Here is a 25,951-nt window from a genome sequence, read left to right as displayed (position 1 = left end):
TTGTGTTAAAATTTTATAAGTTCTGCGTTTATTCCATACTCTAAAGCACCAATAATATCAGCCTTTCTATTGTCTCCTATATGAACTATTTTATTTTTAGCAACATCACCCATATCTTTTATTTTTTCCAACAGAATATTAAATATTTCTTTATTTGGTTTTGAAACCCCAACTTCATCTGAAAAAATCATAAAAGAAAAATAATCTGCTAATCCTATCTTACCTAAAGCTACTCTCAATATATCGCCATGAATAAATGCTGTATTACTGAGAATATTAGCAGTTTTACCTTCGTTTTTTATAGTCTCTAATACTCCAAAAACATTGGGCCATATTATTTCTGGTAAATTGTCTAAAAACAAGCTATCCGACTCCGTAAAAAAAGCTTGTAATTCACTTTTATTATTGGATTCTATATCCACTCCAAGCGCATCTAAAATCATTAAAAAAGCCTCCTCCCGATGAAAATGTTTACCCGTAATTTGAGTTATTTCGTTAAACAAATGATCGTAGTACTTAATCGTATCGTTAATAACTTCAATTTCTTTATTTATCTCGAAAAAATTTTTAAATAAAATAACACGATAAGGTTTAAATCTTGGATTTGATTTAATGATCGTCATCCATAGATCAAAAGAAAAATGATCATAGGCGTTAATATCAATCATTTCACCCTATTTAATAATAGTCCCGTTATAATATTTTTCTAAAAAAAATCCTAAATCTGCATTATATCCAATACCTGATGCTTCAAATTTCCATGCACCGTTACGTTTGTACAATCTGCCAAATTCCACTCCCGTCTCAATAGAGAAATCCTCATCTAATTCATATTTAGCTATTTCTTCTCCGGAATTGTTATCAACAATACGAATGTACGAGTTACGAACCTGTCCAAAATTTTGCTTTCTCCTTTCAAAATCTTCTATTGTAACAACAAAAAGGATTTCTTGAACTTTGTCATTGACTTTATTTAAATCAACAATAATAGCTTCATCATCGTCACCATCACTATTTCCTCCAGTAGGATCATCCCCTGTATGTTGTAATGCATTATCGGGAGATGACAAATTGTTATAAAAAATAAAGTAATCCTCTCCTACTAATTTTCGGGATTCATCTATCATAATAGCTGACGCATCTAAATCAAAATCATGACCTGTTCCTTCGTTTGGATCCCATCCTAATCCAATTGTAATATTTGTTAAGCCTATGTCTATCTTTTGACCTTTACGTAAATTAATTGCCATAAAATTTAGTTTTCAATAAGTTTTTTTTTGTTATACATATAATTGCTAAAGATATAAAGAGTAATTGAAAGAAAAAAACGGAAATTAAAAATGACGTAAGAACGTAAGTGAAATTCGTCAAAAGAAAATATTTTTTTTTGAGATTGAAAAAAAAATATTTAAAAGGAAGGGGTTAATAGCAAAGTAAAGAAGTGGTACTCGCCGTTTGCATTGTTCTACTCTAGTTCAGCATTTTTTTTCGAAGTAAAAAAATAAAAAAGTGTTTTGTGAAAAATCACTTACGTTACTTACGTTGTTACTTTAAAGAATAAAAAGGAAAACGAGTGCAGTTTTGCACTCGCTATTAATTGTCAAATCTAAAAGGTATTTTTTGTGGTTCTAAAGCTTCTGTTTTAGGAGTTTCAAATTGCTTATTATCTTTGTCTACATCTTCGTATTCATGTAGGGTTATTGGGTAAACATAGATTTTGTTTTTAACTATTTTCTTGAAGTTATGCTTTTTTAAAGCCATACCCAATTTACGAACTGTAGCATCACTAATGTTTATATTTGCTCTCGTTGCTAAAATCTGAGCAATTTGTGTCGTATTAAAAAAGTATTGAGCATTCTCTTTTTCGGCAGGCGTGAACCACGTTAATAGTAATTCTTCTTCTGGACTTCTTAGTTGGTATTGTTCGTTGTTCGCATTAATTTCTTTTATTTCTTCTTGGTTGAACCAATGTCTATAGCCTTCCTCTTTGAGTTGTAATGCTTGAGCATAGACCTTGTTGATATCGATGTTGTGCGTATACTCGATGTGTTCCACTTCAAAACATAAGAAACGGCGTGAGCCGGTTGTGTCGTTTAGAAACTGAGATGTATTTACCGAACCCGCAAAAGAAGCTCTTCTTGGCATATTTTCGTTGTTGTGTCCGTAGGCTTTACGCATTCGTATATGGGTTTTCGTGATGATTTCTTTTAAGCTGCCAATTTCTGAACGGTTGAGATTTTCTAACTCGTCAAGATTAATGAGCATACATTCAGCTAAGTGAATTAAAGTATCTTTATTATTGGGGTTTATGGTTCCTGAAAAGATGTATTCTTTCAGTTGTGTAGGCATTAATTTTTCCATCCACGTCGTTTTTCCTAAACCTTGCTTTCCACTGAAAACTATGACTGTTTGATTGATTTGTTTTTCATCCAGGACACAAGCTACCATCGCTACAAACCATTTTTTAAAACAAGTTCTCCAAAGGTCTTGTTTAGTCGTGGTTACTGTATCTGCTAATTGTTGGATATAATCCGTTTCATCTTCATTTTTGGGTAAGTTTTCAAAGTAGACTTCAAAAGGGTCGAACATTTCGCAATAGTCGGAATGAAGTAAGTTTCTAAGGGAATTGATGCTGCATTTTACCTTTGCTTTTAGGATTTCTCGAAGGATGGAATTTTCGGAAAAATCGGTCATAGGTTTCCACTTCGTTGCTTTAATCGTTTTAAATTCTAATTTTCCTAAGACTTTGTTGTATCTGAAGTTGTAACGGTGATTAAGGAAAGTTTCGAGCTTATCGATGAAGCTTGGTTTTTCTTCGTCCTCTTCCACTTCGGCTCCGCTCAAAGTCCCATTTATTTTACGCACGTCTATTGCTCTCGAATTTTTCAGTTTGAATTCGTCTGTATTAAAGTCAGAAGTGTTATTGTATGCACTTTTGACGGTGTCTAATATTTCTTTTTGATCGTAGTTGTAATCTGCTAAAATATAGCCTAAAGCCATTGTTTCAGGGATTCCTTTTCTGTTGAGATTGTTGGCTAATTGATAGATGAAATTGTTACGATTGCCTTCTACAAATTGTTCTTTTTTCTCGGTAAAGCGTACGCAATGTTCGTAGATGACATCGTAGTTTATAGTCTTTTGTGTTTGGTTTTTAGTATTTTGTTGATGAGTGTCAGTTGATGGTTGATGGGATTTTTCATTAGTAGAAAATATGGTTGAGTTTTCGTTCAAGTATAAATCACTATCAAAAGACACAAAGCATAGTCTTGTAATATCCTTTCCGGATTTATCAATTTCTACCGCCAATAACTCTTCAAAATATCGTTGAAGTAATAAGAAGGTTTCTTTGTGTTCTTCTTGATCAGTTTCTACTTTGATAAACAATTTTAATCCGTTTCCTGATGGACTAATAAACGCTGCATAAACGTATTCGTCTTGAATAGCTTTTGATTTTACTTCTGCTAGTTTTACTTTTTCAAGTTTGTCAATATCTAAGCATATTAGCTTGTTGTATTCTTGCAGGAAATCCAATTTTCTTCCTCCTTTGAATGTTGCACTGGGTGTAAATGCAGGTAATGATTTTTTGATACGTTCTGCTGCTTCTTTTTTGTCGTCTGCTAAGGATTTACGCAGGTAAACGATTTGGTTTTTATACAAACCCGTTCTAATGCTTTCTAAGACTTTTGTAATGGGTTGAGTATCGGTAACTTCGTTGAAGTTTTGGAATATTGAGGTTTTCATTTTGCTAATATTTAAAGGTTTATTTCTATCCTTTTGTCTTGACACAAAAGGATCAAAAGGTCAAGACTTGGAAACTCAGCTAAAAAAGTAATGCTTTGATTACAATCTTTTCTTTACTCCTCTTCTTTTGTCTTAACACAAAAGAAGCAAAAGGTCAAGACTGAAACGGTTTCCTAAAAATTTCAAAAACTTCCTAAAACTTCCAGAACTCACCGATTGTATCGGCTTAAACAATGGAAATTTTTTAACGGAAGTTTTCAAAATTTTCTTAACGGCTATCGTTTCTAGGTCGTTTAAGAGCTACTACTCTGTTTACTATGTCGTTTTAAGGGTTGATTACTTTTTTGCGAAAGATTTGTTATAATAGGATTCCATACATTTTTCGACATCTGACATTTTGTAATAGATTTTACTACCCACTTGGCTGAAAGATATTTTCCCTTCATCTCGCCATGTTTGTGCTGTTCTAGGTGAGATTTTCAACATTTCCATAAACTGTTTGTTATCCAAAAATGTTTCTTGTTTCACACTGCTTTTAGCGTTGACCTTAATCGCTATATCATCTATTTTAGTGATTAATGCTTCGAATTGTTCTTTTGATAAAATAATTGCTTCCATAAGAATTCTTGTTTTAAGATTATGAAGCAAAGTTGTGGGAAATAAAAAAGTCCGATAAGTACTTTTTAGTCCGATCGGACTATAAAACTTGGAAAGCCCCAATGAATGGGGCTTTCTTATTTTGGTTATTTTGTTAAAAATCGGACTACAATTTTACAGCATTATCCGAATTGGGATCTTTATCGCTTCGGTTGGGAGATAAATACGTTTGAACAGTATCTTTAGAAATAGGATTTCCGTTTTCATCCTCGAAGTTTTCGCAGATAAACAACGCAATATCTCTAATTTTATTCTGAACATAAGGTAGTCCTGTTGGTTTTACCTCTGTCATCATCTGCTTAAATGCATTGGTTAGGATATTTAAAGGACCATGTAATCTTATTTTTTCTACAGATTTGGTATTAGCTTTCGATTTCTTACTTTGTTCTTCCAGTTCTAATTTCAGTTTTGACATGGTTTGAATTTGAGTAATATACTTGGAGCATTCTTCATCATAAGTTGGTAGTTTTGAACTAATCATATCCACATACGATCCTTTGTATTCGAATACTTCTTGAGTTAAAAACAGAATCTTTTCAGCATCTGTAGCCAATGCATCAGCTTTCGCTTTGGTCTCTTTGAAGCAAAAGTATCGGTCTTCACATTGTGCGTTAATAAACTTCTGATTAGGTTTAATCGGACTTAATTTAAGTCCTTCGGACTTCAAAGCATTGCGTTTAAATTCAATACAAGTGTAAAGTTTGGTTTTCCTACTCTCGTTTCTTGCTCCAGAAAATAATTCAGAATTTACTTCTACTAGCTTTTCCAATTTGTTTAACCATAACATTGGGTTGCTTTTTCTTGTGCATTGATGGTCTAAAAAATCTGGAATTTCGGAGTGTTTAAGTGTAAATAATTTGTTGAATAATGTTTCGCAATAAGAATGTATATCAGTCACTAGGCTATAATCAATGTCAAAATCGGGATTAAAATCATTAGATTCTACTCCTTTTAAAAAGTCCACAAATGGAACTACTTCCAATATTTGATAGCGGTTTGACATCTCCTTTATAGATATTAATTGTTAAGTTCACAAAAGTGACCTGTTTTATACTCATTCAACTAGTTTTGGATAAAAATCTTACAGAAAACAAGCTCTTAAATCAAAGATTTTCATCTATTTGCGTTACTTTCAAATGTAAAGAAAAAGAAGTGTACAAAAACTAATGAACGAGCATTTTGATACAATTTGTAGCAAGAAATTTTAGTTTTTCTTTGTTTATCGGACTTTGTGAAAATTACATTTTCACAAAATTATCAACCGCTTTATCTAATTCTTCGTTTATGATTTTTGCGTAAATCTGAGTGATGCCAATATCGGTATGATCTAGTAGTTTTGATACATATTCTATTCGCATACCATTGTTTAAAGCATTAGTGGCAAAAGTGTGTCTGCTTACATGAAAAGACAAAGTAAAAGGCAATTCTAAGTCCTTACCTATTTTGCGTAATCTGATCCCACATAAACTGGTATTGTTATTTATCATCCTTTGTTGGTATTCTTCGTCTTTATCAAAAAATGCTACATCGGGAATGAGTGGAAATATAAAATCGTTTTTGGTAGCATCTGTATTTTTATACTTATTTAGAATATCAACTGCATCTTCGCCAATACGCAATGCGTGAAGTCTGCCTGTTTTTCGAATAACTTTAGAAATTCTTTGTTCGTCTTCGCTATATTCTTGCCACTTTAAACTCAAAACATCGCTAAATCTCAAACCTCCCGCAAAGACCGAAAACATAAACATATCTCTGTAAATATCTTCTTTACTGAAGGGTTCTAATTTTAAATCTCTAAACTTTCTGAACTGATCCTTGTTTAAGAATAATCTTTTTCCTTTCTCTTTTTTAACCTTAACCTTTGAAAATGGGTACATCGTTTCCGGAATTAAATCCTCATTCATTGCAGCTTTAAACATGATCGATAAAACCAAAAGGGAATAATTCTGAGTTGTTGGTCCATTTTTCAACTTGTTTCCCATGTACGCAACATAATCATTGAGCATCGTTACTGAAATATCATCGAAATTCAGATCGTTATGACCAACGAAATTCTCAAACTTCTTGGTGTACTTCTTGTAATTGGAAACAGTTCTGATTGACAAATTACCTTTAAGACTTTCGCATCTCTTTTCAGCATACTGAAAGAAGTTTACAGAGGGCATCCCCTTTATTGCTCGTTTTAGTTTTTTTGCAGATACACTGGTTGACTTTCTTTCTTCATCGGCTACTAAAGATTCAGCATCCGCAATTTTGGAAGCCAAAAAAGCATTCAACCTAGCAGAATTAACCTTGTTCTTTTTTACACGTTGCTTGTCTTCGTCCCATTCGTTTTCCTTCAGCTTCAAACCTGTACTTACATACTTTACCTTTCGGTCTTTAATTACTCGGATGTAAAGTGGACAATGCTCTGAAGCATCTATTTTCTTTACTACTAAAACTAATTTGATAGAAGCCATTGTGTTTTGATTTTGATTAAAAATTCTTAATATTACAAAGCAATGCAAAGGACAGCAACATAGTAAAACTCTTGATATTCAATTGAAAGCATTACCATACAAAAGTAAAACATTTGGTTAAACAAATAGCATATTTGTTTACTTTTTTATGCATTATTTTAATATGTTAAATTACATAAATTACCTATTTATAAGCAATTACGAGCAAATAAATTCTATCAGTTTAATATTTCGGATAACATTGTATTGGCAAAATGCGGGATTACGTGTATAATAGAAAGATTTGAAATATTTACACGCCGCTGCTTTTCATATTGTTTTTTTTCATAATTTAGACAATCTGAAAAAGCATCGGCTCCGTTTGGTCTGAACTTGAACTTTTGTTCAAATTAAGCCCGCACTTCGCCAATACTTTTTCCGTTGTATGCAATTTCAAAGCAACCGCCCAAATCAAAACTCAAAGAAAAGATAAAACTATGGCATTAATTCAATGTAATGAATGTGGAAAAGAAATTAGTAGTAACGCTAAAACATGTCCAAACTGTGGAAGTCCAATTATTTTACCCCTCACCGAAAAACAAGTAAGGACAAGGAAAATTAACAAATGGATAAAATATATTACCTTGTTTCTTCTAGTATTTATGATTTACAAATGTTTCTCTTCTCAAAAAGAAGATGAAAAACAAAATGCTGAGTTAATAACTAAACTTAAAGAAGAACATTGTAAAACTGAATGGAATAAAATTGATAAAATTAAGAAGGAGAAAATCCTTCAAGAATTTATTGACAATGAGAATGGACTGAGTAAAGCAATTTCACCAAACTCACTAAAAGACATTTCAATTGATGCTTATAAACTGTTAAGTGCTTCAACAAAATATCCTGGAACCATCAAAGTTAATGGTGAAGCACAAACAATGATGATTTATTTATCAAAAAGCGATGCAAAAATTAAAAATGTTGAAAAAGGCACAATTGAATATGCGAAATCTTTTACAGCAGAGAATAAACTTGGTATGGAAGTTAAGGGAACCTTTTGGTTAACTATCAAATATAACGCTGGTTGCAAAAATTATGAAGTAATAGACTTTAGAACTGAATAAATTAGAAGATAAATGAAACTGCATACAACAGTGTATTGGCAAAATGCGGGGTTAAAGTCTAAATTGAACATTTTGTAATATTTATCCGCCAATATTTTCCAATTCCACATTTTTTACTAATTTAGTTCCATTGAAAAAATATTGGCTACGATTGGTCTGAACTTGAACTGTCGTTCAAATTAAGCCCGCACTTCGCCAATACTTTTTCGTTATGTGCAAGCAGTTAAAAACACCCCGTTTAAGAACATAAAACAGAAAAATATGAACGAGACTTTTACACAAAATCAACCAAAAAAGAAAAAATCAATCTTCAAAAAAATTCTAATTGGAATTGGCGCTTTAATCGCATTTTTAATTTTAATGGCAATCTTGTTTCCACTTGATTATTACAAAGAAGGAATGGACGCTTACAACAAAAAGGATTATAAAAAAGCCTACGAATATCTAAACAATGTTAAACCCGAAGACAAAAATTATAGCGACGCAATTGCAAAAATTAACGAAATAAAACCAATTGTTGACAGTTTGAATTTGGCGCAAGAAAATGCAAAAGCCCAGAAAAAAGCAGAAAAAGAAAATGCAAAACTAGCAAAAGCGGAAGAAAAAGAACTTAAAGAAAATCCTGCTTTGGCTTATCCTGCCGAACAACAAGAATTTATTTCTACAATTCAACAATTTAGTAAAGAATATGAAAACGCTGACAACGAATTGAAAAAATCTGCAATAAGAACAAAACGAGGAGAAGCGTTTAAAAGCATTTTAAAAAATAGCAGAAGTTTCAATAATTGGGTAGGAATTGTAAAAACTATGGAAACTACGAGCAAAGGAAAAGCAAATTTCGGAGTTGAAATCCAAGGAACAGGAATAACTCTTTCAAATATGAATAACGAACTTTCTGATATGTTTGAAAATACACTTATTGAACAAAGCAGTCCACTTTATCAAACAATTTCAGAACTCAAAAAAGGAGACAAAGTTTTTGTTAGCGGAGATTTTTTGAAATCTATCAATAACGATTACATTTATGAATTGAGTATGACCGAAGGCGGAAGTATGGAAAATCCTGACTTTATTGTGAAATTTAAGGAAGTAAAAAAATAACCGCTTAATTCTGCCTGCACATAACATCGTATTGCTAAAATGCGGGATTGAAGGCTCTTGCGTTGAAAATTTTGTGAAATTTAGTCGCAAAAAATGTTTCCGCCTCCATTTTTTTATTAATTTAGTCAGCGGAAAACATTTTTTGCTTCGTGCAGTTTTTAGTAGAAATTTTAGGTGTAAAAGCCCGCACTTCAGCAATACGTTTCCCGTTAGCAGAAATATTAAACAAAAACAACGTAAAAATAACAATTAAATAAAATTTTATGAAAAAGACAATTACTTTATTAACTATTTTTTTATCAATTATTTCTATCAGCGCACAAGAAGATGAGATTAAATTATTGACTTATGCAAATACCCAAGATATTAATTTTTTTAATACTGTTAAGAGTGGAACACAAGTCAAAGAATACATTACAACTAGTAAGAATAGTGTAAAAATTGGTGACACTTTGATTCTAGGATCTCCAACTTCACAAGAAATGAATACTAGAACTTATGCAGGTAGTTATGGCGGTTCTTTAAGAGGAGGCGCTGCTCAATCAAGAAGTACTTCCAAAAAAACTTACGAATTTATTAAAATGGGAAGACCAGCAGGATTTGGTAGTATTATGACGGCAATGAATGGAGATGCACAAATTATGGCAGATAATAGTCTAAAGAACACGACTGTTGTTGTAAGCGAAATGAAAACATATCACAGAGGTAGTAAAAACAAACCTTTATATGTTGTTATAGTTTTAGGTGAAATTAACGGAAGAGCCTTTGGAATTAATAAATACTTAAGTGTAATGGATACAGAGTTAGCAATTGAATCAGGTGAACTCTTATTAAAAAATAGAAAAATGACAAGAGAAGAAGCCATTGCAAAATTAAAAGAAGCAAAAGAGTTAATGGAAATTGATATGATGACTAAAGAAAAATTTGAAGAATTAAAGACAGAACTTGCTCCGATAATTAACAATAAAGAATAAAAAAATACTTCTGCTAACATTGTATTTGCAAAAGGCGGGGTTGAATATTTAATAGAACTATTTGTTGCATTTAGTCGCAACTTGCTTTTCATATTGTATTTTTTTGTAATTTAACAATCTGAAAAAGCAATTTGCTTCGTTCGGTCGAAGTTGAACTTTTCGTTCTATTTAGCCCGCCCTTCGCAAATACTTTTTCCGTTAGGCGACACCCTATTACACAGACCGCATAAAAATTCAAGTTTCATATAAATGAAGCTTTTTTTATTTTTATATCAACAGCTATAAATTTAAAAAACTAACTTTGAAGCATAACTTTGAGAACATAACAAATGACTTTAGAACAATATATTGACAACATAAATCAACGCTACAAATTAGGAAATGCAACCGAACATACTTTTCGTGGCGACCTACAACAATTACTAGAAAGTTTAGTTCCGACAATTAGAGCAACCAACGAACCCAAAAGACAAAGTTGTGGAGCACCAGACTACATCTTAACCAAAAAGGATATTCCTGTTGGCTTTATAGAAGCCAAAGATATTGGCGACAAAGACCTTGACGGTACAAAGAAAACAGGAAACAAAGAACAGTTTGACCGTTACAAAGCATCACTTAGCAACTTAATCTTCACAGATTATCTTGATTTTCATTTATATATTGACGGAGTTTTTATAACGAAAATTGCAATAGCGGAACTACAAAACGGAACTATCGTTCCCTTGCCTTCCAATTTTGATACTTTTACAAACCTCATTAAAGACTTTTGCGCTCACGTTGGTCAAACGATAAAAAGTAGTAAAAAACTAGCAGAAATGATGGCGGGCAAAGCCCGCCTACTTTCTGATGTTATAGAAAAGGCACTTACAAGTGACGAATACAATCAGGAGAACAGTACGCTTAAAGACCAAATGACTGCCTTTAAGCAAATCCTTATTCACGATATTACGCCCAAAGGTTTTGCAGATGTCTATGCACAAACCATTGCTTATGGGATGTTTGCCGCCCGACTACACGACCCTACTTTGCCCACTTTCAGCAGACAAGAAGCTGCCGAATTAATCCCAAAATCAAACCCATTTTTACGCAAACTTTTTGGCTACATTGCTGGTCCCGATATAGACGACCGCATCAAATGGATTGTAGACAGTTTAGTGGAAATTTTCATAGCCTGTAACGTAGAACAAATCCTTAAAAACTATGGAAAATCCACGAAAATGGAAGACCCTATTATCCATTTTTACGAAACTTTCCTTAGCGAGTATGATCCCAAATTAAGAAAAGCAAGAGGCGTTTGGTACACACCTGCTCCTGTGGTTAATTTTATAGTACGTGCAGTAGACGATATTTTAAAAACTGAATTTAATCTCTCACAAGGTTTAGCAGATACCAGCAAAACCAAAATAAAAGTAAACCTACAAGCGACCGACAATCGTTATAAAGACAATATCAAAACTACAGAACAAGAAGTTCATAAAGTGCAAATACTCGATCCTGCAACGGGTACAGGTACTTTTCTTGCCGAAGTGGTAAAGCATATCCATAAAAAATTTGAAGGGCAACAAGGCATTTGGAGCAATTATGTAGCGACGCATTTATTGCCCCGTCTTAATGGCTTCGAGTTGCTAATGGCAAGTTATGCAATGGCACATCTGCAGTTAGATTTACTATTGACCGAGACAGGCTACAAACCTACAACCGACCAACGCTTTAGAGTCTACCTTACCAATAGTTTAGAAGAAAGCCACCCCGATACAGGAACACTTTTTGCCAATTGGCTAAGCACCGAAGCCAACGAAGCCAACCACATAAAGCGTGATGCGCCTGTAATGTGTGTCATTGGGAATCCTCCATATAGCGGAGAAAGCGCCAACAAAGGCGAGTGGATTATGAAGTTGATGGAAGATTACAAAAAAGAACCAGGCGGAAAAGAAAAACTAAAAGAGCAAAACTCAAAATTCATCAATGATGATTATGTAAAGTTTTTACGTTATGGTCAACATTTTATTGAGAAAAATGGAAGTGGTGTTTTAGCATTCATTAATCCGCACGGCTTTTTGGACAACCCTACTTTTAGAGGGATGCGCTGGAACTTGCTGAAAACCTATGATAAAATTTATACGATAGATTTACACGGAAATGCTAAGAAAAAAGAAACCGCACCGGATGGAAGCGCGGATGTAAACGTATTTGATATTGAACAAGGGGTTTCTATCAATTTTTTTGTAAAAACAGGTCAGAAAAAATCTAACGAATTAGGCAAGGTTTTTCACTATGATTTGTATGGGAAAAGAGAGGAAAAGTATGATTTTCTAACCGAAAACAGTCTAAAATCAACACCCTATAATGAAGTTGAACTAACTTCTCCAGAATATTTTTTAATGCCTAAAGATTTTGAAGATAAAATCGAATATGACAAAGGCTTTCAATTAACGGAGTTGTTTATAGAATCTTCATTAGGTGTGTTATCAAAGAATGATAGTGTTACTATCGAATTTGAAAAATCATCTTTAAATACAACAATTGAAAAATTTAGAAATTCAGAAGAATCTGAATTGCGTAAAATCTACAACTTAAAAAGTGATAGTAGAGATTGGATTTTATCAAAAGCAAAGGATGATTTAACTGAAAATTTTAGTGATAAGAACTTCAAAATGATTACATATCGTCCATTTGATAATAGATGGACTTATTTCACAGGCAAGCCAAAAGGTTTTTTTGCATACAGCCAAAATCGTATTATGAAAAATTTACGAGATGGTAAAAACTTTGCAATAATATCAGGTAGACAAGGTCAAGCCGTTGGAAGTATGCAATGGAATTTATCCTTTATCACCAACACAATTTCAGACCAAAACATATATTATCGTGGTGGTGGAAGTGTTTTCCCACTCTACCTCTACCCCGAAACCAACGGACAAACCTCCTTTGAAGAACAAGCCGAAAGAGTGCCCAATCTCAATGCGGAGATTGTCGATAAAATCGCAAAATCATTAGGCTTAGCATTTGTACCCGACCATAAATTCATTCCAGAAAACTTCCAAATTTTGGTAGAAACCAAACTTCCAAATGAGCCTTTGGTTCGCCCTTACGATTGGGGTTACCACAATTGTTTTACACCCTTAGATGTACTCGATTATATCTATGCAGTATTGCATTCGCCAACATACCGTGAGAAGTATAAAGAATTTTTAAAAATAGATTTCCCAAGAGTCCCTTATCCAAAAGACCAAGAGACCTTTTGGCAATTGGCAAAATTAGGTGGAGAAATAAGACAAATTCACTTATTAGAAAGCCCGATTGTCGAAAAATACATCACGCAATATCCAATAGACGGAGACAACGTGGTAGGCAAACCAAAATACGACAACGGGAAAGTATTTATCAATGAAACACAGTATTTCGATAATGTTCCACAAACAGCGTGGGAATTTTATATTGGAGGATATCAACCTGCTCAAAAATGGCTGAAAGATAGAAAAGACAGAACCTTAGAATTTGATGATATTCTACACTATCAAAAAATAATTGTGGCATTATCAGAAACCGCAAGATTAATGAAAGAAATAGAAAAAATAGAAATAGAGTAAAAGAAGCATTACGCATCATCAATTCATAATATTCTAAAACCAATAGCCAACCTTTCCGTTGGCTATTCTATTTTGTTACAGATATTTATATCATATTTTTTAGTAACTTTAATACATTAATCATTAAAACATACACAAATGGCTTCAACATCAGAAACAGGACACGCAAAAAACATTGCCAACTTCCAAAACCTAATTGCATTTGTAAAAGCTTATGGTGCTACTTACAACCCATCAAAAGAAGCTTTAAAAGTTCCACAACTAGAAGCATTATTGGCAGATGCACAAGCAAAACTAGACAATGTAATCAACCAATACGCTACCTACAACACCAAAGTAAACGCCAGATTAAGTGCATTTAGTGGGCTTAAAGCATTATCAACTCGTCTTATCAACGCCTTACAAACCACAGATGCTTCCGACGAGTTGGTTAACGATGCTAAAGGTTTCAACCGTAAATTACAAGGACAAAGAAGCACTCCCGCTTCAACCACACCACAAGACTCAAATACACCAGCACCCAATACTATATCCACGAGCCAACAATCCTACACACAACAATTACAACATTTTGCAGGGCTTATAGCAGTTCTAAAAACCGAACCAACTTACACACCCAACGAAGAAGATTTAAAAATAGCAACATTAGAAGCCAAACAAACCGATTTAGCCACCCAGAATGACGAAGTCGCAACCGCTTATGTAGACGTAAGCAACGCACGCCTAGCAAGAAACGCAACACTTTATACAAAAGAAGAAAGCATTTTCGAAATAGCATCAGAAGTTAAGAAGTACATCAAAGCAGTTTTTGGAGCAACAAGCCCAGAGTTTGCACAAGTAAAGGGTATAGAGTTTAAAAAGCCTAAAGTTTAAACTACCCAAAAGATAAAATTCACTACCTCGAAATAAAATCTTTCACCCTCAATTAAATAGGTTTGCTCCGCAAACCTATTTATTTTATCCGCAGTTGTAATTATCGCAACTGCAGTTTAAATTATACTATCCGCAATTATATTTATCTAATGCGAAAAGTAAATTATTTCATACGCATTTATATTTATTAAATACGCAGAAACAAAATTAAGTCCCGCATTTTAAAAACTGGCACCCACTATAAAAAATAAAAAGGCAGAAAACAGTCAGGGCGATCGCCTAACATTGTATTGCCAAAAGACGGGGTTTCGGTAACGATGTACATTTAGTGATATTTATCCGCAAAACCCTTTTTTCTTTTACTAATTTGAGTAATTTAGCAAAAGAAAAAAGTTTTTGCTTAGTTCAGTTTTTATAGAACTTTTCGTCTTTAAAAGCCCGTCCTTCGGCAATACTTTTTCCGTTATACGACAGCGTATCAAAAAACACTGTCAAAACGGAAATCATTAACAATTAAATTTTAAAAAAATGAGAAAAACATTTTTATTTTTTGCACTTGCAACTTTTACATTATCAACAACATCTTGTTCTAGAGACAATGACGAACCTGCTGTTGAAAATTATTCCATTTCGCCTAATGAAGTCAATATCAAATATGACAAGACTCAACAATTTACTGTTAGGAATGGGAGTTCTTCTATAGCAGGAACAGAATTCACGTGGAAATCTTCTGATGAAAAAAGAGGAACTGTAAATAATAGTGGTTTGTTGACCGCTAACAAAGTGGGAACTTTTCAAGTGACAGCCACTAAAAATGGTAAAACAACAACTGCAAATGTTACCATTTCACCATATCAAAACTTTTTCAAAGAACCGATAATGGGTTTCGGAAAAACTAAGGCAGAAATTAAAGCCGCAGAAACAAGGCAACTTCAAAATGAAACTGCAACAGGTTTAGCATATAAAGGAGAAAATAATGATATTTTAAATATTGGATACACTTTTGATAGTTCAGGAAAAATGACATCTGCAATTGCAATTTTTCCTTCTAACACTACTTCTGTAACAAATACGACAACATATTATAAAGAAAGATATTTAGTGTTGGATAATCAAAATGGAACAATAATGATGAAAGATTTAGACAATCCAATTTTTATGGGAATGAGTGTAAATCCAACATTAGGATTTAATGTAATTTACACAAAACAATAATAAAAAAACGCCGTCGTATAACATGGGTTTTGCAAGATGCGGGGCTGAAGGAATCCTCAGAGAGATTTTAGAAAATACCCGCAAAAAACTTTTCCATTTTTTAGATTTTTTGTAATTTTAAAAAATGGAAAAAGCATTCGCTACGTTTGGTCGTTGTTGAACTTTTAGTTCTTCGAAAGCCCGCACTTCGCCAATACTTTTTCCGTTATATGCAATGCTATCAGAGTGGTCAAATAATCAAGATTTCTGAAAATAAAGAACTGAATTTTAGAAAAAACTCAAAACCTTTCCCAACTCAAAATTTATTCTTTTTTCCAGCACCTTTTTTTGCCAACGCACATCAGCACATTTGCAAAATTCCAACGCTAAATCAACAACCTATTTTGCAAAAGAGCTGATTTTCCATTCTTTTATGAAACACTTACTTTGAAATTTCATTATTTTTGTACATACTTTTACAGAATGAATCACTCAAAAATAAAATTTTTAATATTTCTTTGTCTTACAACATTCTGTTATGGTCAACAAAAACTAGATGAAAAGAAGTCTAAAAATTTTGAGTATTACAAAAAACTGCTGAATACAAATTCGAATAACTATAATAGTAATTCACAAGCCCTTCTTCAAAATGCTCAGACTTCTAATGAGAAATTTTACGCCAATTATATTATGGGTGGAATGAAGTACAGAAATGGTTTTTATATTCAAGCAGTCTATTATTATGAAGAAGCCGAGAAAATAGGAAAGAATATTGATTCAATAAGTTTACAAATGTCATATATCAATGGTTTGGTTATGTCATACAGAAGAGCAGGTCTTACTGAACAATCAAATGATGCTTGGCAAAACTATATTAAACTACAAAAAGAATATAAAAATCCCTTCAAAGAAGCTGAATATTATTATAATCTATCCAAAATCTATGATATTGATGCGGATTATTGTAAAGCTTCTGAAGCTAGAATAAAATATTTAAGTTTAGTACCTTTAGACATTCAAAAAAAAGATCCTGATTACATTTTTGCAGTGTATGCCCAAAATGCTTTTACTCAAATGAAATGCGGTAATATTTTTGAAGCAGAGAAAAATATAAAAAAAGCAGATAACACAATACGTGATGTAACCATAAGGGAAAACTCATCGTTATATGAAATTTATGAATTAGCTAAAGCTCTATTAGCAGTAAAAAATGGAAAAAAAGAGCAAGCGAAAACTTATTTTTCTACTGCCTATTCGAAGTCTAAAATCAAAAACACTGTTGCTTCAACAAAACTTATTTTAAAAGAACGTCTAGTAGCAAAGATAGATTCACCAGAAGAACAATTATCTTTTGTTGAGGAAATAGATAAGATAACCCATAATGAAACCTTAAATACACAAGAGTTAACAAAATACGAAACGAGAAAGTCAAAAAATAAGATTCAAGAAGAGAAAAATAAAACAAGTATCAGTTTTGTTATTATTCTATTTTGTATTATAGGTTTGATATTTTTAGTTTGGTATAATAGACTTAAACGCAAGAAACTTACATCTGCTTTTCAAGAAATTATTGCTAGACTTGAACAGAAAAAAAATGTTAAAACAACAACTCTTTCAAAAACTAATGGGGAGTTTAGAGAAATTGAAAATGAGGATCAAATTATCAAGCAACTAAAGAATTTAGAACAAAAGAATTTCTTTTTAGCTCAAAACTTTTTAGCAACCCAATTAGCATCAAAACTTAATATCACACCAAGAAACTTAAGTTTTTTACTAAAAAAATACTATAATCAAGATTTTAATAATTATATGAATGATTTACGAATCGATTATTTCACTCAATTATTAAAGGATAATCCACAATATCGCAGATACAAAATTTCTGCTCTTGCAGAAATGTGTGGTTATAATTCGTACAATCAATTTGCATTAAATTTTAAGGCTAAAACAAAAATTTCTCCTTCACAATATATTAGTTATTTGGAAAAAGAATCAGATTAGTAATGAATTTTCTGTTTAAATAACTCGACTATTTGTTGCAAATTTCTTTAATAATTCCGTTTTTGTCTTCATTTTTATTTGTTTTTTCAAATTGTCTTAGTTTCAATCCCTAAGTATTAAAAATACCATTTTACAATTTTACAATACTGATAATCAACTATAAATGATTATTTAATATATTGCAATAATTGATTAGTCTTGTATGTTAAGCTTTCATATTGTGCTTAAATACTCTATCTTTGTGCCGAATTCGAGAACAAAACACAAATGAAAATTATATTTTCGAAAAAAGCACTTTCAATATTTTTTAGAAATAAAAGGTATTGTTGTGCTTTCTTTTTTTCATTGATCTCTATTTCTTTTCAAGCACAAATTTTTCAAAGTAACAATCCATCATTATATATTTCAGAAGGAACAATAATAATAGAAATAAATAATGAACCAAATATTGAGACTGCAAAACCTATAAATGGACAATTACATATTTCTAAAAATACAGTTATATACGATAATCAAAAAAATATTTTTGGTAAAGTAGTCGTCATAGAAGGTTTTAAAGTTAAAACTTCTACAAAAAAACATCTTGTATTTATTCCCAAACTAAAGAAATTAGATTCGGGAAAAATTGCGGAATCTATCAAAAAATCCGATTTCAATTTCGTATCCGGAAAATCAAATTCAATTTTCCAAACGGATTCGGCTAACGGATATATCGCTATTTCAAACACAAATTCACAGATAAAGGCAATTCTTGCGAAGAATGCAAACTTTGGTTCAAAGGAAATAGTTTACAAAACGCCTGTTGATTCTTTCATCAAAAAAGAAAATTACAGCAACAGTGTTGTATATTATTTTTCTATCCGACCGCCGCCTGTAGTTTAATTTATTTCGAGTATGTAATTAGAAAAAATTAATTCAAATTTTAAAACAAATGAAACAAAAAATACTAGTGTTGGCACTTTTGTCAATTTCATTATCAGTATATAGCCAAGTTGGAATAAAAACCGAAAAACCAATTGGTATTTTCAATATTGATGGACAGAAAGACAATGCAGGTTCTTTAACACCAACTGCAGCACAACAACTTAATGATGTGGTAGTTCTCGCAAATGGAAATGTCGGATTAGGGGCAACTTCACCTAATGTTAAATTCACCGTTGTTACTGGAGGTACATCAACTTCACCAAAACCAGATATAAAAATTGTGGATGGCAACCAGACCGCAGGGCATACAATGATTAGCGATGCAAACGGTATAGGAACTTGGAAGTTACTGAATTTAGGGGTAACATCTACAATATCACCAATTGCAAATCAGTCGTCGTCGACTACTATTTCTTCGGATAATTCAGGTGCCACATTCATCAACACAGGGGAAACGTTGCATATCCCCGAAGGCAGATGGATCGTTAATGTTGGTATGAGGTTTAATTATGTAGCATCAGGAGGAACAATTGATTACAAAAGTAGTTATTACCTTAATGGATATATTTCTTCCAGTCCAACAACAATTTCGCAAACTGGTTTTACAGTTGAGAGCGTAACCAATAATCCTGATTTTTCGATTGGTGGTGTTATTATACGAGGATCAAATTACATTTCTGGTACAACCAATGATAACAATGGTAGCTTTATACAAGGAAGCTCAATAATTAATGTAGGGCCAGGTGGTGTATATTTGTATATTTTAATAGAAAATATTCCAACTCCTGCTGGTGCAACAGGTGCATCTTGGCAATATACACCCAACAACGCGGAAAATATTTTTTACGCAGTTCCCATTAATCCCGCTTAAGAGTAATAATCATTATAAATAAGCATAATAATTTAATATGTCTACAATGAAAAAAAATATAATTATACTCATTTCATCTTTATTTTGTGGAACTTTATTTTCACAAGTCGGAATTAATACTCCAAACCCTCAAGGTGTTTTTAATATTGATGGAGGAAAAGATAACCCTAAAACTGGTTCCGCACATACACCAGCACAACAACTAAATGATGTTACCGTACTACAAAACGGTAACGTAGGACTTGGAACAATAACCCCTACTGCTAAATTAGAAATACAGACAGGCGGAACTACTGCACTACCTGTACCCGGATTCAAATTGATTGATGGTTCTCAATCGGCTGGTGCCATGCTTACTTCAACTACCGATCAAGGAAATGCTAAATGGACAGTCTTGGGAACAGCGAAAGGTACTGTAGTTGGAACTATAGAAACACCTGGCTTAATTGTTACGTCTGATCAAAATAGTGGTCAATATAGATATACCAATTATAAAATTGAATTAACTACCGGCAACTGGATTGTAAATACAGGACTGAGACTGAATAATACAATGAATGTAAATATTGGTGATGGAACATGGGTACATGGTCTTGTATCTACCGATAAAGTTGTAAGACAACAGATTGGGTTTTCTCAGGATGCTACTACTAATGCTGGTTATGCGGCTGCACTGATTAAGAATGAAACTACAGATTCTCCTAATTTTTTTGCTGGAACAACCAACATAACGGTAACTGCTCCATCTGTTACGCTCTATTTACTCTTAGATAATGTTAAGAGATATGGTGGTGCTACATCTGGCGTGCAATGGTCGCTTGATCCAAATGCGAAAGGAAATTATTTTTATGCAATTCCTGTTAACAAGTAATATCTAAAATTTAACTACAATGAAAAAAAATATATTATTCATATTATCCTTTATAATTTGTGGAGGACTTTCGGCTCAAGTGGGCGTAAATACAGGTAATCCCCAAGGAACTTTTCACATTGATGCGGACAAAAACAATCCTACTTCTGGAAGTACGTTTACTTTTGCAGAACAAAGCAAAGATGTAATTGTAATGCCTGACGGAAAAATGGGAATAGGAACAATACATCCTGATACTAAGTTGGATATTAGATCCGTTGATGCAACTCTAACAAATCCTACATATAATACAGGTTTTAGATTAGTAGATGGTAATGAAAAGACTGGTAGGGTTTTACAAACAGACGCAAATGGACTTGCTACTTGGAAGGACATCAATAAACGAGATAAAGTAATTGGGAGGTTTTCTGCTCCGGCTTCAGTTTATTCTGATAATGATCCTACAACTGTAGCAACAGTTCCTTATAAACTGATAGGTGCAACAATAAATCTAAAACCTGGAAAATACGCGGTATATCTTGGTCTATCAGTCTATTTACCCGTTTCATATCCATTAGGTTATAGCTATTATTTGCCGGTTTTTTTAAGCTCATCAAATACTTCTATTAATACAACAGGTTTTAATTATGAATCTGGTGCAGGTACTACAGCCGCTTTTGGAGGAAGGATGGTTAAAAATAGAGGTAATACTAGTCTCAATATGATACAAGGAAGCTTAATTGTGAATGTAACCAATCCCGCAGGCATTACACTTTACACTTTTTTAAAAAACATACCGCTATATAATGATGTTACACTGACTGCTACCCAGCCAACACCCCCACTTACAAGCTATAGATTCGATGCCGCAAACTGGGAAAATTTCTTTTATGCATTACCTATAAACTAAGAAGGCGATTCCAAAAACACGATGAATTTCAAAAACATCCATATAGGACAAATGGTGAAAAAAGGAGTTACGGAAAGCGGGATAGAAATATCCCGCATCTGTAATTTTATGAAATGCACTGAAGAAGAAATCAATAAAATGTATCTTGAGGAAAACCTTCCTACTGATGTTTTGTTGAAATTGAGTAAATTATTAGAATATGATTTCTTTCGTTTATACTCTCAGCATCTTATTTTATATGCACCACCCTCGGCAGAAAAAGGTGTAAAAAACGAAAAAACACAACTTCCGCAATTCCGAAAAAACATTTACACCAAAGAAGTCATCAATTTTATACTGGAACAAATTTCCATTGGAGAAATGACAAAATATGAAGTGATAGAAAAATATAAAATTCCTAAAACAACACTTTACAAATGGATAAGCAAATATAAAAATGAAAGTAAACAGTAAGAATAATATTTAGATAACACTTTATATCAATAATATATTCAATATTGTTAACGAGAATAATTCATTTAGTATTACCCTATAATTATGGTATTATAATTTATGTATTATTTCTTCACAGTAACCATTATTACCACTCGAAGTGGTAAAAAGGAGTTTTTACTACGACATGGGTATTTCTCACCAAAAAACAATTAGAATAATTCAGATATGCTTTTAAACCTATTGAAAAACCACATCTTAATGGCACCCGATTACAAAGCTATTTACGTTGATATTATCAAAAAAAAACACCCTCATAAAAAAGAAGAATGCTTATCCATTTTAGAAAAGAAAAACTTATCAGCAATTGATGTAATTGCGCTTAATACAAAAGTATTTGGAAAGCCCGATAAAATCTCCGAAAAATCAAATCAAAAATACCGTTCATACACAAAATCCGATATTTTGAAATATCTGGAGTATCAAAAAAAATATAAACTCAACAACAGTCAATTAGCTAATCATTTCTCACTTAGCCGAAATACGATTGCCAAGTGGAAAAAAATATTCTTGTAGTATATAAAAAATAATAACTTGTAACAAAAACAAGGAAATATTTTCATTATATTTGATGTACTAACCTAAAAAACAAAATATTATGCCGAGTACATCAGAAGTAGGACACGCTAAAAATGTCGCAAATTTTGCAGACTTAATTGCTTATTGTACTGCATTCGGAACCACCTACAATCCGCCCAAAACAGCATTGCAATTACCATCATTAAATACGTTGCTCACATCTGCACAAACAGAAATTGCAAATGTAACAACTGCAAAAAATGCTTTCGATACCATAACAGGAGATCGTCAAGTAGCATTCGAACCGCTTAAATCTTTAGCAACAAAAATTTTTAATTTTATTTCCGTTACAGATGCCACAGATCAAACGATTGCAGACGCAAAAACCATCAATAACAGACTACAAGGAAGAAGAGCAGGAACAAAAGAAGCCTCAAATCCCGACAACGGACAACCAGAAACCAACAACCAAGTATCCGTTTCACGTCAAAGCTATGATATGCTTACAGAAAACTTCTCTGCACTCATAGATTTAGTTTCTTCTGTTCCGTCCTACACACCAAATGAAACAGATTTAAACGTTGCTTCACTTACCACATTTAGAGATAATTTACAAACCACAAATACCAACGTGATAAATGCCGAAGTAACATACAGCAACGCAAGAATTTCAAGAAATAACACACTCTATTCAAAAGATACAGGCTTAGTTGATATAGCAATGGACATAAAAAATTATGTAAAATCCATCTTCGGAGCAACCTCCCCACAATACAAACAAGTCAGCGGAATTAAATTCACAAACCGAGTGTCTTAACCAAAATTTAAAAACAAAACCCAAAGAGTTGCCCACAAAATCAAGGTAACTCTTTCTATTTTAAAGAAAACCAAAACCCAAAAACAGAAAACTCCCACCAACAATTAGAAATCTTCCACCAAACATTAGAAAACTACCACAATACTTTAGTTTTTTAACACAAACAATTAGAAAACTAACGCAAGAGTTTAGAAATATTCAATCGGAGTTTAGAAAACTCGCACAGTGATTTAGTATTTTAACATAAACAATTAGAAAACTAACGCAGGAGTTTAGTATTCTTTCATCGGAGTTTAGTATTTTCCTACAAACAACCAAAACACAAACTAAAAAAGCCAACGCTTAGGAAAAAGCACATTTGCAATCCGCTTCACCCAACGCAAAACCCAAGATTGCAAAAGAGCTTTTCCCTACCATCTTTCGCCCACCGCTAAAAAAGAATAAATTTCCCACCACTACTCCTGCATATTTTACAACTAACTGAACAAAAAGCACTGCATATAACATTGTATTGGCAAAATGCGGGGTTAAATGTATAATAGAAAGATTTGTTTGTATTTCGTCGCAAAAAAACTTTTCGTTTCACATTTTTTCTGTAATTTAGTTCCACGAAAAAGTTTTTTGCTCAAGTTCGTGTAAGTTGTTCATTTTGAAATTCTTATCCCGCACTTCGCCAATACTTTTTCCGTTAGCAGAAATTTTAACCAAAAAACTGTTAAAACAAAATTTATGAAAAAAAAAATATTCATTCTAATTTCAATTTTCACATTTCTAATCGGGTATTCCCAAAACTCTTGGAGTTTAAAGTATACATTTACAGACCATTTTCAAAATAAGTTCGCTTCATTTATTGATGAAAATAAAGGCTTTGTTGTCGGGTTTAGTAATGACGGAAAAGGAACTATAAAATACACTAATGATGGAGGAACAACTTGGTCGGAAATCTTTAAACAAAATAATGTGAGTTTTGCTCCAGGAATTACATATATAGACGAAAATACAATTTGGGCATATCAAGGACAAAATATTTATAGAACCACAAATAACGGAGCAACTTGGACAGTTTCAACTATAAGTAATGCTTTAGGTTATCTTAAAAGTTTGAGATTTTCTACTTCAAATGATGGTGTTATGATTACAACAACAGCAATGTATAAAACTACAGATGGCGGACAAAATTGGAATTTATTCAAAACTTATACTTCTAGTGATTTTGATGTAATTGCAACAGGGAAAAGTATTAACCGTAATACAGGATTTGGATATGGAATTGCAGATAAAAAATTGTTTCAAACTTCCGATTTTGGAGAAAATTGGTCTGAAATTTTCACAATGCCTCCAACAGCAACATCTCAATCACATAAATTTACGGGAGTGAATTACAGAGGATTTGCAACAGGAGAATACAATTATGGATCTCTTGGATATGATGGAACAACATTTACAAAAGTTGGTAATACTTGGCAAAAACTCACAAATAATTTCATACGATTTGCTTGTTCAGGTTCATATTCTGATAACCTCTTTATAGGTTATGCAGATAAAAATATTTATAATATTGTCACTAAAGAAATAATGTATACTGTTCCAAATACAGACTACATTGGAAGTTTTGAGTTTATTGGTAACGTAGGATACGCTGTCGGAAGCAATACTTTATATAAATATGGAAGCGTTTTATCTACTAACGAAAATTCTGTTGAACATTTAAAAATTTTCACCACTAAAAATGCTATTGTAATTAGAACTAAAAATTATTCAGCAGATTTTTATATTATTGATTTACTGGGTCGTCAAATGATATCAAGTCAAAAAATTGCAAAAAATGAGAATAAGGAAATTCCAATGCAAAAAGGAGTTTATTTTGTGATTTATAATTATCAAAACAGAACAAATTCAAAAAAGGTAATTATAAATTAACAAAAACTTCTGCTAACATCGGTTTTGCAATATGCGGGATTTAGTGTTTGTTGAACTTGTGTAAAAATAATCCGCAAAAACCATTTTCTTTTTGATTTTTTATTATATCTACAAAAAGAAAAATGGTTTTTGCTACGTTCGGTTTTTATATAACTATCTGGTTTCCAAAGCCCGCACATCGCAAAGCCGTTTCTCGTTATCGGCAATTTTACCAAAAACACGTCTATGAACCAATTTCCTAAAAATGTAATTGAGAATTTAAAAAATTACGTTTATATTTATTCAGATCCAATAACAGAAAAAATATTTTACGTTGGAAAAGGAAAAGGCAATAGAGTTTTTGACCATTTGAAAGATAAAAAGGAATGCGAAAAAGTTGAATACCTCAATGAACTTCTTGAAAAAGGTCTTAAACCAAAAATTGAAATTTTAATTCATGGAATTGAAGATGATTCAGTTTTAAGAATTGAATCTGCAATTATTGATTTGCTGGGAATTAAAAATTTAACGAACAAACAAATTGGTTTTAAAAGTGCTGAATTTGGAAGAATGACTATAAAACAAATTATTTCTGCATATTCTAAGCAAAAAATCCAAATTGAAGAACCTTCATTACTTATTAGAATAAATCAAAATTTCAGATATTCGATGAATGAAATGGAACTTTATGACTTTACAAGAGGATATTGGAAATTGAATATTGATAGAGCAAAAAATGCAAAATATGCTTTTGCTGTGTATAATGGAATTATTCAAGAAGTTTACGAAATAAAAACCTGGTTAAAAGCTGGAGAATCAATGAGTGTGCGAGGGAAAATAGAAATAATTGATGATAGAGTCGAATTTATAGGAAATATTGCGTCAATAAATATTCAAAAAAAATACAAGTATAAATCCGTTGAAGATTATTTCAAAAAAGGAAATGCAAACCCAATAATGTATATAAATTGTTGAT

Annotated in this window: 22 protein-coding genes; 16 read left to right on the top strand and 6 right to left on the bottom strand. The window is 32.3% G+C overall.

Translation table 11 applies throughout. The features are described from left to right. Positions 1 to 5: 5 nt before the first annotated feature. The 6 genes from ACQQ6V_RS02250 to ACQQ6V_RS02225 all read right to left on the bottom strand — a co-directional run bounded on the left by ACQQ6V_RS02250 (position 6) and on the right by ACQQ6V_RS02225 (position 6,857). Positions 6 to 668, bottom strand: coding sequence for an HAD family hydrolase (locus ACQQ6V_RS02250; protein WP_448843972.1), 663 nt, complete (start codon positions 666 to 668; stop codon positions 6 to 8). Between the two features lie 6 nt (positions 669 to 674). Beyond that, a complete protein-coding gene (locus ACQQ6V_RS02245; protein WP_448843971.1) occupies positions 675 to 1,250 on the bottom strand; it encodes a TerD family protein in 576 nt (191 codons plus the stop codon). A gap of 343 nt (positions 1,251 to 1,593) precedes the next feature. Then, the gene (locus ACQQ6V_RS02240) at positions 1,594 to 3,741 is read right to left on the bottom strand and encodes a VapE domain-containing protein (protein ID WP_448843970.1); all 2,148 of its coding nucleotides are present in this window, start codon (positions 3,739 to 3,741) and stop codon (positions 1,594 to 1,596) included. Between the two features lie 336 nt (positions 3,742 to 4,077). After that, on the bottom strand, positions 4,078 to 4,359 hold the full coding sequence (locus ACQQ6V_RS02235; RefSeq protein ID WP_448843969.1) for a helix-turn-helix domain-containing protein: 282 nt from the start codon (positions 4,357 to 4,359) through the stop codon (positions 4,078 to 4,080). A 145-nt stretch (positions 4,360 to 4,504) separates the two neighbouring features. Next, positions 4,505 to 5,401, bottom strand: coding sequence for a hypothetical protein (locus tag ACQQ6V_RS02230; RefSeq protein WP_448843968.1), 897 nt, complete (start codon positions 5,399 to 5,401; stop codon positions 4,505 to 4,507). A 235-nt stretch (positions 5,402 to 5,636) separates the two neighbouring features. Further along, positions 5,637 to 6,857 (bottom strand): tyrosine-type recombinase/integrase, encoded by a 1,221-nt coding sequence (locus ACQQ6V_RS02225; protein WP_448843967.1) that lies wholly within the window; start codon positions 6,855 to 6,857, stop codon positions 5,637 to 5,639. A 476-nt stretch (positions 6,858 to 7,333) separates the two neighbouring features. Between ACQQ6V_RS02225 and ACQQ6V_RS02220 the strand changes: the two genes are divergently transcribed. The 16 genes from ACQQ6V_RS02220 (at position 7,334) to ACQQ6V_RS02145 (ending at position 25,950) form a co-directional block, all read left to right on the top strand. Further along, positions 7,334 to 7,960: a zinc ribbon domain-containing protein gene (locus ACQQ6V_RS02220; RefSeq protein WP_448843966.1), complete on the top strand. Its 627-nt coding sequence runs from the start codon at positions 7,334 to 7,336 to the stop codon at positions 7,958 to 7,960. Positions 7,961 to 8,221: 261 nt separating this feature from the next. Further along, the gene (locus ACQQ6V_RS02215; RefSeq protein ID WP_448843965.1) at positions 8,222 to 9,061 is read left to right on the top strand and encodes a hypothetical protein; all 840 of its coding nucleotides are present in this window, start codon (positions 8,222 to 8,224) and stop codon (positions 9,059 to 9,061) included. A gap of 263 nt (positions 9,062 to 9,324) precedes the next feature. Continuing rightward, on the top strand, positions 9,325 to 10,035 hold the full coding sequence (locus ACQQ6V_RS02210; protein ID WP_448843964.1) for a hypothetical protein: 711 nt from the start codon (positions 9,325 to 9,327) through the stop codon (positions 10,033 to 10,035). Between the two features lie 329 nt (positions 10,036 to 10,364). Next, entirely contained in the window at positions 10,365 to 13,625 is a 3,261-nt protein-coding gene (locus ACQQ6V_RS02205; protein ID WP_448843963.1) for a type ISP restriction/modification enzyme, read from the top strand. A gap of 138 nt (positions 13,626 to 13,763) precedes the next feature. Then, positions 13,764 to 14,498, top strand: a complete 735-nt coding sequence (locus ACQQ6V_RS02200) for a hypothetical protein (protein WP_448843962.1) — start codon at positions 13,764 to 13,766, stop codon at positions 14,496 to 14,498. Positions 14,499 to 15,026: 528 nt separating this feature from the next. Then, positions 15,027 to 15,713 carry an Ig-like domain-containing protein gene (locus tag ACQQ6V_RS02195; RefSeq protein ID WP_448843961.1) on the top strand — a complete coding sequence of 229 codons (687 nt, stop codon included), beginning with the start codon at positions 15,027 to 15,029 and terminating at the stop codon, positions 15,711 to 15,713. 462 nt (positions 15,714 to 16,175) lie between these two features. After that, a complete protein-coding gene (locus tag ACQQ6V_RS02190) occupies positions 16,176 to 17,693 on the top strand; it encodes a helix-turn-helix domain-containing protein (RefSeq protein ID WP_448843960.1) in 1,518 nt (505 codons plus the stop codon). A 267-nt stretch (positions 17,694 to 17,960) separates the two neighbouring features. Beyond that, positions 17,961 to 18,575: a hypothetical protein gene (locus ACQQ6V_RS02185; RefSeq protein WP_448843959.1), complete on the top strand. Its 615-nt coding sequence runs from the start codon at positions 17,961 to 17,963 to the stop codon at positions 18,573 to 18,575. Between the two features lie 49 nt (positions 18,576 to 18,624). After that, positions 18,625 to 19,488: a hypothetical protein gene (locus ACQQ6V_RS02180; RefSeq protein ID WP_448843958.1), complete on the top strand. Its 864-nt coding sequence runs from the start codon at positions 18,625 to 18,627 to the stop codon at positions 19,486 to 19,488. Between the two features lie 46 nt (positions 19,489 to 19,534). After that, positions 19,535 to 20,359: a hypothetical protein gene (locus ACQQ6V_RS02175; protein WP_448843957.1), complete on the top strand. Its 825-nt coding sequence runs from the start codon at positions 19,535 to 19,537 to the stop codon at positions 20,357 to 20,359. Between the two features lie 19 nt (positions 20,360 to 20,378). Then, positions 20,379 to 21,248: a hypothetical protein gene (locus tag ACQQ6V_RS02170; RefSeq protein WP_448843956.1), complete on the top strand. Its 870-nt coding sequence runs from the start codon at positions 20,379 to 20,381 to the stop codon at positions 21,246 to 21,248. A gap of 21 nt (positions 21,249 to 21,269) precedes the next feature. Beyond that, the gene (locus tag ACQQ6V_RS02165) at positions 21,270 to 21,701 is read left to right on the top strand and encodes a transposase (protein WP_448843955.1); all 432 of its coding nucleotides are present in this window, start codon (positions 21,270 to 21,272) and stop codon (positions 21,699 to 21,701) included. A gap of 240 nt (positions 21,702 to 21,941) precedes the next feature. Continuing rightward, positions 21,942 to 22,256, top strand: a complete 315-nt coding sequence (locus ACQQ6V_RS02160; protein WP_448843954.1) for a helix-turn-helix domain-containing protein — start codon at positions 21,942 to 21,944, stop codon at positions 22,254 to 22,256. Positions 22,257 to 22,338: 82 nt separating this feature from the next. Then, on the top strand, positions 22,339 to 23,076 hold the full coding sequence (locus tag ACQQ6V_RS02155) for a hypothetical protein (RefSeq protein ID WP_448843953.1): 738 nt from the start codon (positions 22,339 to 22,341) through the stop codon (positions 23,074 to 23,076). Positions 23,077 to 23,805: 729 nt separating this feature from the next. Then, complete coding sequence (locus ACQQ6V_RS02150) at positions 23,806 to 24,996, top strand: T9SS type A sorting domain-containing protein (protein WP_448843952.1); 1,191 nt, start codon at positions 23,806 to 23,808, stop codon at positions 24,994 to 24,996. 225 nt (positions 24,997 to 25,221) lie between these two features. Further along, positions 25,222 to 25,950: an LEM-3-like GIY-YIG domain-containing protein gene (locus tag ACQQ6V_RS02145; protein ID WP_448843951.1), complete on the top strand. Its 729-nt coding sequence runs from the start codon at positions 25,222 to 25,224 to the stop codon at positions 25,948 to 25,950. The last annotated feature ends 1 nt before the right edge of the window (position 25,951 follow it).

The organism is Chryseobacterium electrogenes (genome assembly GCF_053553015.1).
This window is presented reverse-complemented; position numbering and strand designations above follow the sequence as displayed.